13 protein-coding genes are annotated in these 15,533 nt (G+C 66.8%); 3 read left to right on the forward strand and 10 right to left on the reverse strand.

The features are described 5' to 3' along the window. Window positions 1-70: 70 nt before the first annotated feature. Window positions 71-1,102: a glycosyltransferase family 9 protein gene (locus WDB71_RS12200; protein WP_341501860.1), complete on the reverse strand. Its 1,032-nt coding sequence runs from the start codon at window positions 1,100-1,102 to the stop codon at window positions 71-73. 97 nt (window positions 1,103-1,199) lie between these two features. Between WDB71_RS12200 and WDB71_RS12205 the strand changes: the two genes are divergently transcribed. Further along, a complete protein-coding gene (locus WDB71_RS12205) occupies window positions 1,200-1,919 on the forward strand; it encodes a 3-deoxy-D-manno-octulosonic acid kinase (RefSeq protein ID WP_341501861.1) in 720 nt (239 codons plus the stop codon). A 36-nt stretch (window positions 1,920-1,955) separates the two neighbouring features. Here WDB71_RS12205 and parC read toward each other — a convergent pair whose 3' ends face one another. From parC to nudF, 7 genes are read right to left on the reverse strand one after another with little or no spacing between them, the layout of a single operon-like run. Beyond that, window positions 1,956-4,202: a DNA topoisomerase IV subunit A gene (gene parC, locus WDB71_RS12210; protein ID WP_341501862.1), complete on the reverse strand. Its 2,247-nt coding sequence runs from the start codon at window positions 4,200-4,202 to the stop codon at window positions 1,956-1,958. 53 nt (window positions 4,203-4,255) lie between these two features. Continuing rightward, window positions 4,256-6,526 (reverse strand): bifunctional diguanylate cyclase/phosphodiesterase, encoded by a 2,271-nt coding sequence (locus WDB71_RS12215; protein ID WP_341501863.1) that lies wholly within the window; start codon window positions 6,524-6,526, stop codon window positions 4,256-4,258. 39 nt (window positions 6,527-6,565) lie between these two features. Next, the gene (parE, locus tag WDB71_RS12220) at window positions 6,566-8,455 is read right to left on the reverse strand and encodes a DNA topoisomerase IV subunit B (protein ID WP_341501864.1); all 1,890 of its coding nucleotides are present in this window, start codon (window positions 8,453-8,455) and stop codon (window positions 6,566-6,568) included. Window positions 8,456-8,511: 56 nt separating this feature from the next. Continuing rightward, the gene (locus tag WDB71_RS12225; protein WP_341501865.1) at window positions 8,512-9,075 is read right to left on the reverse strand and encodes a YqiA/YcfP family alpha/beta fold hydrolase; all 564 of its coding nucleotides are present in this window, start codon (window positions 9,073-9,075) and stop codon (window positions 8,512-8,514) included. Window position 9,076: 1 nt separating this feature from the next. Beyond that, window positions 9,077-9,880: a 3',5'-cyclic-AMP phosphodiesterase gene (gene cpdA / locus WDB71_RS12230; RefSeq protein WP_341501866.1), complete on the reverse strand. Its 804-nt coding sequence runs from the start codon at window positions 9,878-9,880 to the stop codon at window positions 9,077-9,079. A 9-nt stretch (window positions 9,881-9,889) separates the two neighbouring features. Further along, entirely contained in the window at window positions 9,890-10,324 is a 435-nt protein-coding gene (locus WDB71_RS12235) for a DUF1249 domain-containing protein (protein WP_341501867.1), read from the reverse strand. Beyond that, window positions 10,315-10,932, reverse strand: coding sequence for an ADP-ribose diphosphatase (gene nudF / locus WDB71_RS12240; RefSeq protein ID WP_341501868.1), 618 nt, complete (start codon window positions 10,930-10,932; stop codon window positions 10,315-10,317). The genes WDB71_RS12235 and nudF overlap by 10 nt, the downstream gene beginning before the upstream one ends. A 178-nt stretch (window positions 10,933-11,110) precedes the next feature. Between nudF and tolC the strand changes: the two genes are divergently transcribed. Next, window positions 11,111-12,430: an outer membrane channel protein TolC gene (tolC, locus tag WDB71_RS12245; protein ID WP_341501869.1), complete on the forward strand. Its 1,320-nt coding sequence runs from the start codon at window positions 11,111-11,113 to the stop codon at window positions 12,428-12,430. Window positions 12,431-12,481: 51 nt separating this feature from the next. On the opposite strand, the gene WDB71_RS12250 is transcribed toward tolC, so the two are convergent. Further along, the gene (locus WDB71_RS12250; protein WP_341501870.1) at window positions 12,482-13,399 is read right to left on the reverse strand and encodes a multidrug resistance efflux transporter family protein; all 918 of its coding nucleotides are present in this window, start codon (window positions 13,397-13,399) and stop codon (window positions 12,482-12,484) included. Next, complete coding sequence (locus WDB71_RS12255) at window positions 13,396-14,304, reverse strand: pyridoxal-phosphate dependent enzyme (protein ID WP_341501871.1); 909 nt, start codon at window positions 14,302-14,304, stop codon at window positions 13,396-13,398. The genes WDB71_RS12250 and WDB71_RS12255 overlap by 4 nt, the downstream gene beginning before the upstream one ends. A gap of 287 nt (window positions 14,305-14,591) precedes the next feature. Here WDB71_RS12255 and WDB71_RS12260 point away from each other — a divergent pair, with 287 nt between their 5' ends. Beyond that, window positions 14,592-15,437, forward strand: coding sequence for a hypothetical protein (locus WDB71_RS12260; protein WP_341501872.1), 846 nt, complete (start codon window positions 14,592-14,594; stop codon window positions 15,435-15,437). Window positions 15,438-15,533: the final 96 nt, after the last annotated feature.

Raw genomic sequence — 15,533 nt, forward strand, 5'->3', positions numbered from 1 at the left:
AATCGAAATCAGCGCACGATTGTACGCCCAAGGCAGCGGCCAGCCAAGTCCGCTTTGTTATAAATAGCCGCTAGTTGCCCAGCTTTTCGGCGAAGATGGCGTCCAGGCGCTGGATCACCTCCTCGCTGCCTATGCCGGCCATCAGCGTCTCGCCCTTGGCCCTGGCGCCCCAGGGCAGCTGCTGCCAGTCCCGGCCGGTCTGGGCCTTGATGTTGGCCTCGTAGCGGCTCACCACCAGCTGCTGGTGGTTGTAGGGACCGGTGCGCCTGGGGTTGGAGTGGGCATAGAGGCCCACGGTGGCCGTGCCCTGGCTGGAGGCCATGTGCACCGGGCCGGTATCCGGGCCCAGCACGGCGTCGGCCTTGCCCAGCAGGGCCCAGAGCTGCTTGAGGCTGCTCTGGCCCACCAGGTTTTTCAGGGGATGCCGGGCGCCAGCCTGGATGTCGGCGGCCAGCTGCCGCTCCATGGGGGTGGGGGCGCCGCACAGCAGCACCTGTATGCCCTTCTGTGCCGCCCAGTCGGCCACGGCGGCGTAGCGCTCGGGCAGCCAGTTGCGGTTGGCCTTGGAGGCGGCAGGGCAGATCACCAGGGCCGGCCCCGGGCCCAGCTGGGCCTGGGCCCAGGCCCTGTCCTCGTCGCTTACCGGCAGGCGCCAGTCCGGTTGCGGCTCCCTGATGCCGAGCTGCTCGGCGAACATCATAAAGTTGTCCAGCACGTGCAGGCCCTTGGGCTGTCCCACCTGCTCGTTGGTGAACAACCACTGACCTTCCCCGGCCCGCTCCCGGTTGAAACCGATGCGGCGCCTGGCCCTGATCCCCAGGCTCAGCACCGAGGCCCTCAGGGCCTGCTGCAGGTGCAGCAGCACGTCGAAGCGGCGGCCCCTGAGCTGGCGCCACACCGCCCTCATGCCGGCCAGGCCCTGCTTCTTGTCGAACACCACCAGCTCCACACCCTCAAGGCCGGCCAGAAGCTGGGCCTCGACCTTGCCGACTACCCAGGTGATCTCGGCCCCCGGGTAGGCCTTTTTCAGGCAGTTCACCAGGGCCAGGGCATGGCAGACATCGCCGATGGCGGACAGGCGCAGGATGCAGATGGAATTCATAGGCTGCTCAGTGACTTCAGGGCCGCCCAATTATGCAAGCCAGGGCCCCTGTTGTACAATTGAGGCCTGCATCCCAGGCCCCCACAGGACAGCTTGCATGGTCAAGGCACAGCCACTTTGGAGCCAGCGCCATTTCTTCCTACACGATCCGGATCTGCTGCCCGCCATAGGCCGGGACTGCTTCCATTACGACTACTGGCAGCGCCGCGACGCCGTCACCGGCCACGCCTTCGGCCGCGGCACCACCTTCTTCCTGCACCACCAGGGCCACGACTGGGTGCTGCGCCATTACCGCCGCGGCGGCCTGGTGGGCAAGTTGATCAACGACAGCTATCTCTACCTGGGCCTGGAAAAGACCAGGCCCGTCGCCGAGTTCAAGCTGCTGCAATACATGGTTGAGCTGGGCCTGCCGGTGCCAAGGCCGGTGGCGGCCCACATCAGCCGCCACGGCCTCTGGTACCGGGGCGACATCATCATAGAGCGCATCCCGAGCGCCCGCGATCTGGTGGCCTGGCTGGGCGAGGGCCCGCTCGGCGCCGACGACTACAAGGCCGTGGGCCGGCTGATCCGCCGCTTCCACGGTGCCGGCATCTACCACGCCGACCTCAACAGCCACAACATCCTCAGGAACGAGCAGGGCCAACTGTGGCTGATCGACTTCGATCGCGGCCAGCGCCGCCCGGCCGGCGTCTGGAAGGAAGACAACCTGGCGCGGCTGAAGCGCTCCTTCGAAAAGGAAAAGGGCCGCCTGGCCCACTTCCACTGGCAACCGGACGACTGGCAGGCGCTGATGGCCGGCTACCAGGGCGGCGCCTGAACCAGGCAATGAAAAGGGGCGCCGCGGCGCCCCTTTTCATTCCACTTCCACCAAGTCGACCCGTTGCAGGCCCCTGGGCAGCTTGGCGCCGCGGCGGCCGCGCTCGCCCCGGTAGTGCTCCAGATCGGCCGGTTTCAGGGTCAGCTTGCGCTTGCCGGCATGGACGGTGATGCCCTGGTCGACGCCGATCACCACCAGCTGCTTGACGAACTCCTCGCGGCTGGCGGCCCGGGCACCGGGGATGCCGATGATCTTGTTGCCCTTGCCCTTGGCCAGCTGGGGCAGATCCGCCAGCGGGAACAGCAGCATGCGGCCCTCGTTGGAGATGGCCACCACCAGCCGTTCGCCCTCCCCGGCCAGGGATACCGGCGGCAGCAGCTCGGCGCCCGTGGGCAGGGTCACCAGGGCCTTGCCGTTCTTGTTGCGGCTGACCATGTCGCCGAACCTGCACACGAAGCCGTAGCCGGCGTCCGAGGCCAGCAGGAACAGATCGCCCTCGTCGCCCATCAGCACCTGTTCGAAGGTCTCGCCGGCCACCGGGTTGAATCTGGTGGTCAGCGGCTCGCCCTGGGAGCGGGCCGAAGGCAGCGAGGTGGGCTCGGTGGCGAAGGCGCGGCCGCTGGTGTCCAGGAACACCACCGGCTGGTTGCTCTTGCCCTTGGCCTGGGCCTTGTAGGCATCGCCGGCCTTGTAGCTGAGCTTCTCGCCGTCCACCTCGTGGCCCTTGGCGGTGCGGGCCCAGCCCTTGTCGGACAGCACCACGGTGACGGCTTCCGTGGGCATCAGCTCCTTCTCGGTGAGGGCCTTGGCCTCGGCGCGCTCCACCAGCGGCGAGCGGCGCTCGTCGCCGTAGGTCTCGGCGTCCTTCTTCAGTTCCTTCTTGATCAGGCTCTTCAGGGCCCGCTCCGAACCCAGCAGGCGGTTGAGCTCGTCGCGCTCCTTGGCCAGCTCGTCCTGCTCGGCGCGGATCTTCATCTCCTCCAGCTTGGCCAGGTGGCGCAGCTTCAGCTCCAGGATGGCTTCGGCCTGGCGGTCGGAGAGGCCGAAGCGGGCCATCAGCACCGCCTTGGGCTCGTCCTCGTTGCGGATGATGTCGATGACTTCGTCGATGTTGAGGAAGGCGATCAGCAGGCCTGCCAGCACGTGCAGGCGCGCCTCCACCTTGTCGAGGCGGTACTGGAGGCGCCGGGTCACGGTCTGGCGACGGAACTCCAGCCACTCGCCCAGCATGGTGTTGAGGGCCTTGACCTGGGGCCGGCCGTCCAGGCCCAGCACGTTCATGTTGACCCTGTAGTTCTTCTCCAGATCCGTGGTGGCGAACAGGTGCGCCATCAGGGCGTCCACGTCGACGCGGTTGGAGCGCGGCACCACCACCAGGCGCACCGGGTTCTCGTGGTCGGACTCGTCGCGCAGATCCGCCACCATGGGCAGCTTCTTGGCCTGCATCTGGGCGGCGATCTGCTCGAGGATCTTGCCGCCGCTGGCCTGGTGGGGCAGCGCCGTGATGACGATCTCGCCGGCCTCCTGTTCGAAGGCGGCGCGCATCTTGACCGAGCCGCGACCGGTCTCGTAGATCTTCTGGAGATCGGCCCTGGGGGTGATGATCTCGGCGTCGGTGGGGTAATCCGGGCCGGGCACGAAGTCCATCAGCTCCTCGACCGTGGCCTTGGGCTTGTCCAGCAGGTGGATACAGGCCCGGGTCAGCTCACGGGCGTTATGGGGCGGGATGTCGGTGGCCATGCCCACGGCGATGCCGGTGGTGCCGTTGAGCAGCACATGGGGCAGCCGCGCCGGCAGCATGGCCGGCTCCTTGAGGGTGCCGTCGAAGTTGGGCACCCAGTCCGCGGTGCCCTGGCCCAGCTCGGACAGCAGCACCTCGGAGAACTTGGCCAGGCGCGCCTCTGTGTAACGCATGGCGGCGAAGGACTTGGGATCGTCCGGGGCGCCCCAGTTGCCCTGACCGTCCACCAGCGGGTAGCGGTAGGAGAAGGGCTGGGCCATCAGCACCATGGCCTCGTAACAGGCGCTGTCGCCATGGGGATGGTACTTACCCAGCACGTCACCCACGGTACGGGCCGACTTCTTGTGTTTGGACAGGGACGACAGGCCCAGCTCGCTCATGGCGTAGACGATACGGCGCTGGACCGGCTTGAGGCCGTCGCCGATATGGGGCAGGGCCCGGTCCTGAATGACGTACATGGAGTAGTTCAGGTAGGCCGATTCGGTAAATTGGCGCAGCGGCATCTGCTCGATGCCGTCGAGACTGGCTTGGTTCTCGTCCATGGCGTTTCTAAGGCTCAGGAAATTTTAGGGACTACTATACCGAAAAGCGGCCCTCAGGCCACCTCGGTGGCGGGCCAGAGCCGCTGGGCCGGCTGGGGCCGGCCGAACAGGTAACCCTGCATGTAGCTGACCTGCAGTATGCCCAGCAGCTCCGCCACCTCCTCGTCTTCCACGTATTCGGCGATGGTGCGATAGCCGAACTGATCGGCGATATCCACCAGGGCGCGGATGAAGATGGAATCGGCGTCCTTGGAGGCCAGATCGCGGATGAAGGAACCGTCGATCTTGATGAAGTCCACCGGCAGCGCCTTGAGGGTGTGGAAGGACGAAAAACCCACCCCGAAGTCGTCCAGGGCGAACTGACAGCCCAGGGCCTTGAGGCGCAGGATGGACTGCCTGGCCTGGAGCAGGTTGGTGAAGGCGGCGGTCTCGGTGATCTCGAAGATCAGGCGCCTGGCCACTTCCGGCCTGTCCTGGAGGGCCTGGGCTATCTCGTCGATGACATGGCCCTCGCCGAAGGTCTTGGGCGACAGGTTGATGGCGAAACGGGTCTGCTCCGGGGCGCCCAGCGCCTCCAGCTCCGCCACCAGGCGGCGGAACACCCAGAGGTCGATGGCGGTGGTCTGGCCGGTCTGCTCGGCGGCGCGGATCAGCTCCACCGGCGAGCAGAGGGCGCCGTCCCTGTCCTTGACCCGAAGCAGCACCTCGTAATGCACCACCTGGCGGCTCTCGGTGTGCACTATGGGCTGGAAGTAGAGGCAGAGGTTGATCTCGTCCAGGGCGTGCTTGGAGCGCTCCAGCCAGAACAACTGCCGGCCCAGCTCCTGGCCGCCGCTGACCGAGGCGACCCGGATATGGCGGTTCTTGCCCAGCTCCTTGGCCCGGTACATGGCCATGTCGACCCTGGCCATGAGGTCGTCGAAGTCGTCGCCGTCCTCTGGAATGCGCGCCAGGCCCACCGACATGGACGGCGAATGGAGCTGGCCGCCGCCGGACACCCGCACCTCGCGAAAGGCGTGGTAGACCCGGCTCAGCAGCTCCTCTTCCTGCTCGATGGTGATGCCCGGCACCATGACCGCGAACTCGTCGCCGCCGAAGCGGGCCACCGAGGCCTCCACCGGCATCACCTGGCGCAGGGCCTTGGCCACCCGTACCAGCAGGCGATCGCCCACCTTGTGGCCGGCCACGTCGTTGACGAACTTGAAGTTGTCCAGATCCATGAACAGCAGGCTGGCCGGGCTCTGCTGGCGCAGCAGCTGTTGCATCTCCTGCTCGAAGCGGCGGCGGTTGACCAGGCCGGTCAGCACGTCGTGGTTGGCCAGCCATTCCAGCTCGCCGGCCCGGCGCTGCAGCTGGGTTTCCATGCTTTCCAGGCGGTACGACAGCACCTCCAGCAGCTGCGACAGCTGGCTGGTCTCGTCCCTGAGCCGCTGCTTGTGGCTGATGGCGCGCATGGCCGAGCGGAAGCGGTCGAAGTCCGCCTCCGCCAGCAGCGGCAGGGCCTTACCCGTGGCGCTGATCCGCTGCAGCGGCGGGTGCAGCACCAGCAGCAGCAGGCCGCCGGAGATCAGCACCACCAGGGCGCCATAGGCCAGGTATTCGTACAGGAAGGGCTGGTGCTCGGCCACGAAGCCGGCCCTGTCCGCCACCAGGGTGGTGGCGATGGGCCGGCCCTTCATCAGGCTCTGGTTGACGGTGAGCAACAGGTAGTCGGGGTGGCCGTCGCAGAGACCGTCGCTGAGGCAGCCCAGATCCAGGTAAGGCCCCACCTCGGCCAGGCCGGGCAGGGAGCGGGAGCTGCCGAGCAGCTGCGGTGCCTTGCCGTCGTCCAGGCCCCAGGTGGCCAGGGCCAGATCCAGTTCCTGATCCAGGATGGCCATGAAGGCGGTCAGCGGCACCGCCGCCACCCAGGGCTGGCCCTGCCCTGCCCCCTCCAGCACCAGCAGGCAGTCATCCCGGCAATCGATGGCCCAGCCGGCACTGCCCGGCGGCACCAGCTGGGCGCCGCTCTGCCACCAGCGGCCCAGCTCCGACTGCCAATGGGCCAGGCCGGCCAGGCGCAGCTCGGAAACCAGGGCCTGGCGCTGGGCCGCGTCGTTGCTCTTGGCCAGGCGCTCGCCGATATGGCGGCGCAGGTTGCGGATTTCCTCGGCGAATTCCCGGTGCAGGAAACGCACCGAGCGCTGCTGCTGCTCGGCGTGGATGGCGGTGAGCTTCTTCTGGTGCAGCCAGGCGTTGCCCAGCAGGGTCAGCACCAGGGTCAGGCCCAGGGCCAACAGCACCCGCCAGCGCAGGCTCAGGGAAGGAAGGTTTCTAGACAGCAAAGTCGAACATCAGCCTCGGCATCGACCCAAAGTACCGCATCAGGCCAGTTCGGCCTGATGCCCCTTCTGCTCCAGCCAGGCCTTGCGGTCGGAGGCCCGCTTCTTGGCCAGCAGCATGTCCATCACCGCCAGGGTGGCCTCGGCGTCGTCCACGGTCAGCTGTACCAGGCGGCGGGTGGCCGGCTCCATGGTGGTTTCACGCAGCTGCATGGGGTTCATCTCGCCCAGGCCCTTGAAGCGGGTCACGGCGATCTTGCCCTTGCGCTTTTCCGCCTCGATGCGGTCGAGGACGCCCTGCTTCTCCTCTTCGTCGAGGGCGTAGAAGACCTCCTTGCCCACGTCGATGCGGTACAGGGGCGGCATGGCCACGTAGACATGGCCGGCCTCCACCAGGGCCCGGTAATGGCGCAGGAACAGGGCGCACAGCAGGGTGGCGATGTGCAGGCCGTCGGAGTCGGCATCGGCGAGGATGCAGATCTTGTGGTAGCGCAGGCCGTCCAGGGCGGCGGCGTCCGGATCCAGGCCGATGGCCACGGAGATGTCGTGGACCTCCTGGCTGGCCAGGATGTCGGCGGAGTCCACTTCCCAGGTGTTGAGGATCTTGCCGCGCAGCGGCATCACCGCCTGGAAGTCGCGGTCGCGGGCCTGCTTGGCGGAGCCGCCGGCGGAGTCACCCTCCACCAGGAACAGTTCGGAGCGGGCCGGATCGTCGGTGGCGCAATCGGTGAGCTTGCCGGGCAACGCCGGGCCAGAGGTGACCTTCTTGCGGGCCACCTTCTTGGCGCTGCGGGTGCGGCGCTGGGCGTTGGAGATGAAGTGCTCGGCCAGGGCCTCGGCCACCTCGGTGTGCTCGTTGAGCCAGAGGCTGAAGGTGTCCTTGACCACCCCGGACACGAAGCTGGCGCACTGGCGGGACGACAGCCGCTCCTTGGTCTGGCCGGCGAACTGGGGATCCTGCATCTTGACGCTGAGCACGAAGGCGCACTTGTCCCAGATGTCCTCCGGGGTCAGCTTCAGGCCCCGGGGCAGCAGGTTGCGGAACTCGCAGAACTCGCGCATGGCGTCCAGCAGGCCCTGGCGCAGGCCGTTGACGTGGGTACCGCCCTGGGCGGTGGGAATGAGGTTGACGTAGGACTCCTGCACCAGCTCGCCGCCTTCCGGCAGCCACAGCACCGCCCAGTCCACCGCCTCGGTCTCGGCGGCGAAGGCGCCGATGAAGGGCACCTCGGGCAGCTTCGGCCATTCGCTGACGGCCTCGGCCAGGTAGTCCTCCAGGCCCTTCTCGTAGCACCACTGGTGCTTGTCGCCGGTGTTCCTGTCGTGGAACTTGATGGACAGGCCGGGGCAGAGCACCGCCTTGGCGCGCAGGTTGTGGACCAGGCGCCGTACCGAGAAGCGGGCGGAGTCGAAGTAGCCGGCGTCGGGCCAGAAGCGCACCCGGGTGCCGGTGTTGCGGCGGCCGACGCTGCCGACCTCGGTCAGGTCCTGGACCTTGGCGCCGTTCTCGAAGGCAATCTCGTACTGGATGCCGCCGCGCTTGATGCCCACCTCGACCCGCTTGGACAGGGCGTTGACCACGGAGATGCCGACGCCGTGCAGGCCGCCGGAGAACTGGTAGTTCTTGTTGGAGAACTTGCCGCCGGCGTGGAGCTTGCAGAGGATCAGTTCGACGCCGGGAATGCCCTTCTCAGGGTGGATGTCCACGGGCATGCCGCGGCCGTCGTCAATCACTTCCAGGGACTGGTCTTCGTGGAGGATCACCTCCACCTGGCTGGCATGGCCGGCCAGGGCCTCATCCACCGAGTTGTCGATGACTTCCTGGCCCAGGTGATTGGGCCTGGTGGTGTCGGTATACATGCCGGGCCGGCGTCGGACCGGCTCCAGGCCTTCGAGGACTTCCAGATCCTGGGATGTGTATTGACTGCTCATCGGCGCCTTCGTGTCATTTTAATTGTTGGCAATGGTCAGCAATGGCCCGGATCTTGTCAACAGGCGCCGAGGAATTGCGCCAGGGCCGGCAGGTGCCGGGGCAGATCCTCGAAGGCATGGTTGCCGCCTGGTTCGATATGGAGTCGGGCGCCGCGGTAGAAATCCCGGGCCTGGCGCCAGTCCAGCACCTCGTCCCCTTCCTTCTGCAGCACCATGAAGCGCTCCGGCCGCTCGATGCCGGCCAGGGTCAGGGCCTGCAGCTCGGCCAGGTGGCGCTGATCCAGTTCGTAGCACTCGCCGGTGTAGGGGTGCTGCTGGGGGCCAAGGTAGTCGTGAAAGAGTTCGGCGGGCCTGACCGCCGGGTTGATCAGCACCGCCTTGAGAGGGTGACGCTCGGCCAACCGGGTGGCCAGGAAGCCGCCCAAGGAGCTGCCGATCACCCCCAGGGTGCGGCCGTCCACCAGGGCTTCGGCCTGCTCCCAGGCGGCCATGGGGGTGGCGGGCAGCTGCGGCGCCAGCACCTCGATGTCCGGGTGGTGGTAGGCGAACCAGCTCAGCACCTGCTGGGCCTTCATGGACCCCGGCGAGGAATGGAAACCGTGCAGGTACAGCAGGCGCATGTCAGTAGCCGCCGGCGCTGGCGTCCACCGGGAAACGCTCGGCGGGGAGCCGGTGCACCGTGGTTGCTATGGTGCCGTCGGCCTTCAGGCACAGGCGGCGATAACCCGGGCCCAGCTCGGCCAAGGCGAAATCCTGGCTGCCGGCCTGAAACTGCACGCAGGTGGCCGGGGTGGCCAGCAGGCGCACGCCCTGCACCATGCTGTCCACCTCCTGGTGGACGTGACCGAACAGCACCGCACAGGCCTTGTCGTGGCGGGCCAGCCTTGCCAGCAGGGCCTGGCCGTCATGGAGGATGTGCTGGTCCAGCCAGCGCGAGTCCAGGGACAGGGGATGGTGGTGCAGCACCACCAGGGTGTGGCGGCTGTCGTCGGCCAGGCAGGCCTCCAGCAGCGCCAGCTCTTCCTCGCCCAGCTCGCCGAAGGTCTTGCCCGGCACCTGGGAATGGAGCAGCACCAGCTGCCAGTGCCGGCCCTTGAGGCAGCGCACCGGTGCGCCGAGCTCCTCGACCATGGCGGAGGCATCATCATGGTTGCCGGGGATCCAGAACCAGGGCTCGGGCCGCGCCGCCAGTTGCCGGCCCAGGCGGCGGTAGGTCTCGGGGTTGTGGTCCTGGGCCAGATCACCGGTCAACAGCAGGCAGTCCTGGCGGCCGCCGTCGCCGTCCATGGCCTCGAGGCAGGCATCGAAGCTGGCCTGGGTCGGCACCCCCAGCAGGCAGGCATCGGGATCCCGGAACAGGTGGGGATCGGTCAATACCGCCAGCTGCCAGTCGTCTTGGGAATGGGGGAAATCCTGGATTTTCAAACCGCGTCTCTACTCGGGCAGACAGACTTCGATACGTCCTTGACTCAAAATCATTTTCAGCCAGTCGGATAAGAACCTGTTGACCTGCACTTTTTCATTAGGAAGCAGCATCTTAGCATTGGGATAATCGTATCTGGGCTTGAGCCGTGAAAAGTGCTGACTGGCGCACACTTCGGCCATGCGGGCGTCGTGGTAGAGCCGTATGGACAGCTGCGGACGCAGGAAGGTCGCCATGCTGCCCAGCTGTTCCAGCAGCACCGTGGAGGTGTATTTGAAGTCCTCCTCCAGGCGCAGCCGATAGCGGGCCTGCTCGCCGACCAGGTACACCTGGGCGTCCCCCCGCTCCCTGAGCTGGTGGGTGAGCTTCATCAGGGCCCCGTAGTTGTGCTCGTAGAGGCTGTGGAGCTCCTTGATGCTGAGCCGGTACTGGCGTTTCAGGTCCACTTGGCCTTGATCTCCTCGTGCTTGCGGGCCAGCCACTGCAGGCCGATCACCGAGGCGGCATTGTCGATCAGCCCTTCATCGAGCATAGCAATGGCCTCCTCACGGGAGACCGGCACCACGGCGATATCTTCCCCTTCCTCGTCCAGGCCGTGGATGCCGCCGGCCTGGCTGGCATCCACCTCCACCAGGAACAGGTGCAGCCGCTCCGTGGTGCCCCCCGGCGAGGCCAGGTAGCTGAGCATGGGCTCGACGCGGCCCACGGCCAGGCCTGACTCCTCTGCGGTCTCGCGCACCGCCACCTGCTCAGGGCTTTCCCCCTCCTCGACGATGCCGGCCACCAGCTCGAACAGCCAGGGATCCGCCGAGGTGGCCAGGGCGCCCACCCGGAACTGGCGCACCAGCACCACCCGATCGGTGTTGGGGTCATAGGGCAGGGCCACGGCGGCATGGCCGCGCTCGAAGATCTCCCGCTGCAGCCAGGGACTCCAACCGCCCTGGAACAGGCGGTGGCGCAGCCGGTAACGGACCATGCGGAAGAAACCCTCGTAGAGGGGCTCTACCGCCTCGATCTGCACATCTTCCCTGCTGAAGCGACGTTTCTTGATCATGGTCCTGTTTCTCCTGGCTGTCGGGCCGCGGCAGCCTAGCACAGCGACATTTGGCGTAACACTTTGTTGCGCCAATGGAGAATTTATAATCTGTTACACTTGCCGCTTGCCCGGATCAGGCGAATTTTTTTACTGTTCCAATCAGAAAGAGCCGGTTGCGCACACAAGGAATGCGAGAATGAAAAAATCCCTATTGAGCTTGCTGGTCGGCCTGGGCCTGAGCCAGCAGGCCCAGGCCGTCGACTTGATGGATGTCTACAAGCAGGCATTGCAGAACGATCCCCAGCTGCTGCAAAGCGCCGCCCAGAAGGACGTGGCCGCGGCCGGCGTCGGCATCAACAGGGCCAGCCTGCTGCCCCAGCTGAGCGCCCAGTTCGGTTACGCCTGGAATGACAGCGAGTTCGCCCAGGGCGGCCAGGTCATCGGCGACAGCAGCCACGGCTGGGACGCCACCTTGAACCTGAGCCAGGAGATCTACCACCACGACTCCTGGATCCGTCTCGACCGGGCCGAGAAGCAAGCCACCCAGGCCACCGTCGCCTACAGCGCCGACGTCCAGGCCCTGATGATCCGGGTCGCCAACGCCTACTTCAACGTGCTGCTGGCCCAGGACACCCTGGCCTTCCGCCAGGCCGAGAAACGTGCCATCGAGCGCCAGCTGGAGCAGACCAAGCAGCGCTTCGCGGTGGGCCTGACCGCCATCACCGACGTCCACGAAGCCCAGGCCCAGTACGACACCGCCCTGGCCAACGAGATCCAGGCCCAGAACGACCTGGAAAACAGCTACGAAGGCCTGTCCGAGATCACCGGCGTCAACTACGACAACCTGGACGTGCTCAACACCAAGAAGTTCAGCCCGACCCTGCCCGACGGCATGGTGGAGGCCTGGGTCAAGCGCGCCGAGGATCAGAACCTCAACCTGCAGGCCAGCCGCATGGGCGTGGAAATCGCCCGGGACGACATCAAGACCGCCCAGGCCGGCCACTACCCGACCGTGGATCTGACCGCCCGCTACAACACCGCCGATGACGCCAGCGGCCCCCGCCTGGACAACTCCAGCATCGGTATCGGCGTCACCGTGCCGCTGTTCTCCGGTTACCGCACCACCAGCCAGGTGGAGCAGGCCAAGGCCAACTACCAGGTCACCGCCCAGCAGCTGGAGCAGACCTACAGATCCGTGGTGCGCAGCGTCCGCAACACCTACAACAACGTGCGCGCCTCGCTGTCCTCGGTGAAGGCCTTCGAGCAGTCCGAGATCTCCAGCCAGTCCGCCCTGGAAGCCACCGAAGCCGGCTTCGAGGTGGGCACCCGCACCATAGTGGACGTGCTCAACGCCAACCGCCAGCTGTACCAGACCAAGCAGCAGCTGGCCCAGGCCCGCTACACCTACATCAACAACATCCTGGCCCTGAAGCAGGCCGAGGGTTCCCTGGGCGAGGCCGACCTGGACGCCATCAACGCCGTGCTGACCGCCATGGTCCCGGCCAGGGACGAGTAACCCGCGCCATCGAAAAAGCCGCCCAAGGGCGGCTTTTTTTGTTGCCTGGATTCAGCCCCGGCTCAACCAGGCCAGGGCCAGCAGGCCCACCAGGGTCAGGCCGATGCCCGCCACGGCCGCCTGCCCCGGCAACGCCGCCCCCAGCAACAGCACCTCGCCGCCCAGGGCAAAGAGCACTTCGCCGGACTGGGTGGCATCCACCACCGCCAGCCTGGCGGGACTGTCGGCCCGGCCACGGGCGTACAGGAACAAGGTGGTGGCCACCACCCCGGACAGCAGGGCCACCAGTGCCACCTGCCCCAGCTGCCCGGCCGAGGGCCGCCCCGTGTCCAGCGCCGCAAAGAGCAGCAGCCAGAAGGGCAGGCTGCCCAGCGACAGCAGCAGCACCTTGGCAAAGGCGTTGTCCAGCACGCCGGGCTCGGCCAGCCGGCGCTTTCTTGCCCACACCAGCTGGTTGCCCAGCGGATAGCAGAAGGCCGCCAGCAGCACCGGCAACAGCGCCCACCAGCCCGACGCCGACGGCCCAAGCTGCGCCAGGTTGACCAGGGTGACACCGGCCACCACCACCAGGGTGCAGAGCCAGATCCCGGCGGACAGCGGCTGGCCGAAGGCCCGCAGCACCAGCAGCGACGCTATGATGGTCAGCTGCCAGCTGGTGGCCACCACCCAGCCAGGCGCCAGGACGGCGGCAAAGCAGATCAGGGCATAGAAACAGCCGAAGCCGATGCTCCCGGCCAGGCACCAGAAGCCGCAGTGGCGGCGAAACTCCGCCAGCACCGCGGCCAGGTAGTCCCTGCCCTTGACCAGCGCCAGGCCGCCGGCCAGCAGCGCGATCATGTAGCCGTAGCGCAGCGCCGCCGACCAGAACCAGTGCCCGCCCTCCAGCGCCAGGGCCCGGTTGACCAGGAAGGTGGCGCTGAAGAACAGCGCCGACAACAGCCCCAGCACCAGCAGCGACGCCGTGCTCACAACGCCGCCTGCAACTGGCGGTAGACGGCGCTCTTGCCGGTGAGCACCGCCAGTCGGTGCGCCGCGGCGGGCAGCTGGCCCTGGCCGTGCAGGTCGATCATGGCCGCCAGGCCACCCAGGGCGGAAGGCTCCACGTCCAGGCCCAGCTCGTCGGCCAGCAGCAGGGCCCGATCCAGGGCGGCCTCGCTGAAGCCGTGTACCCTGGAGCGGGCGCCGATCTCGCCCAGGGCAATCTTGGTCTTGATGAAGTTGTCATTGACCACGCAGAAGGGATTGAAGGGCGCGTAAAGCTTGTCGGCCCGGGAGTCCGGGCACTGGGTGGCACCGCCGATGACATGGACGGCGCTGGCATCCCGAAAGGCCCTGCAGCTAAGGAAGCTGCCGTAGAGGTGGCCGGTGCCGAACGGCACGAAGATATAGCCGGGGCCGAAATGGGCCAGCTCGGCCACCATGTCCCGGTAGTAGCTCTCGTAGGGACGGATGGCCATGTTGGAGGTGACCTCGATGCCGGCCGGGTTGTCGGTCAAGGCCAGTATGTCGCTGGGGGTGAGCATGCGCGCACCCAGATCGCAGCGATACACCTGGCAGCCCAGGTCGTCCAGCAGCGCCGCCTCCGGGCGCAGCCGGTCGATCAGCACCTTCAGGGGCGGCATGCCAAGCCGGTTGAACAGGCTCTGGATGGCGTAGGCGGCCGAGCCGCTGGAGATGATGGACAGCCGCAGCGCCGGGTTCTGCACCAGCATGGCCTGGTAGGCGCTGGCGATGGCGATGGCCATCCTGTCCTTGTGGGTGCCGGAATGGTTGCGGGACTCGTCCAGCAGCGTCAACCTGCCCCATTCGGGGTGCTCCAGGGTGCGCAGGGTCGGGGCCAGGTAGGGGGCGGGTAACTGCTCCAGCATGAGCATGATGGTGTCCTTGTTGTGATAGCCCGGGGCATTCGCACCGGGGGTCCTTTATTGCCAGGCTAGCGCTGACCGATGAACGTAATATGACCAGATGATTATCTTCGCCACCATGGCATGGAGGCTCGGCAAGGCCGCGCCAACGCCCATGGCAGATTGGGCAGCCAAGGTCTGGCCGGGGGCGGATCCGCCATTGGCACCGCCGCCTTCTTCCGGCACCCTCATATTCGCAACTGCTCAAGCAGCTTGCCCATGGACATCACAATCCACTCAAGAAAAGGACCTTTCTGATGAGGACACTCTCAGCGGCCGCCCTGGCCATCGCCACCCTGTTCAGCACCAGTGCCCTGGCCGACGGCCGACACTATGAACTGGCCTACCCCTCGGGCTCCGCCTACCCACTGTTTCCCGGCCTGGATCTGCAGCAGCTTTCCAGCGGCCAGCTGGAAAGCCGCCAGCTCGACACCAACCCGCAAGGGCAGCCGACCAGGCTGACCCTGGGCTTCGGCAAGGCCGGCCAGCTGGTGGCCACCGGCTTCCAGCGCATCAACGACGGCTACGATCCCTATGATCCCTACGGCGGCGAGCCCACCTACCGGGCCCTGGTGGAGGACGCCTGGGTGTTCCGGGAAGTGGTGGTGGAGCTGCGCTACCCGGCCCTCCATGACGAGGCCCAGGTCAACATCCGCGTCTTCGTACCGGAAATGAGCTCCCGCACCGCCCCCCTGGCCGAGATCCATGGGCCCGACCTCTACCAGGGCCAGGCCATGCTGGACGACGTGACGCCAAGCTATGACGTGGATGTGGCCACCGCCATCGCCCAGGACGGCAAGGCCGTCACCCTGCGCCTGCAGAACCAGGTGAACGTCGGCACCCCCGGGACAGATGGCTTCATGGTCAAGACCCTGTGGATGGGCCAGGGCGAGTCCGCCTTCTATGTGCAGCCCTATTATGGTGACCCGCTGCGCATCAGCCCCATGGGCCTCGAACTGACCAGCATTCCCGGCCCCCAAGGAGAGCAATTCGAGCTGCGCATCAAGTACCGCGACGAGAGCGGCCAGGTGCAGTTCACCGATCCCCAGCCCCTGGACGCCCTGCTCTCCCAGGCCTATGCCAGCCCGGATCCTATGCTGTGAAAAAGGGGCCTTGGGCCCCTTTTCATTGCCGCATCAAGGCATTGGCGGTACCCTGCCAAGGCCCATGACGGCCCTGCGTCATGACCCACACGGAAG

It is taken from the genome of Gallaecimonas sp. GXIMD4217 (assembly GCF_038087665.1).
Taxonomy (GTDB): domain Bacteria; phylum Pseudomonadota; class Gammaproteobacteria; order Enterobacterales; family Gallaecimonadaceae; genus Gallaecimonas.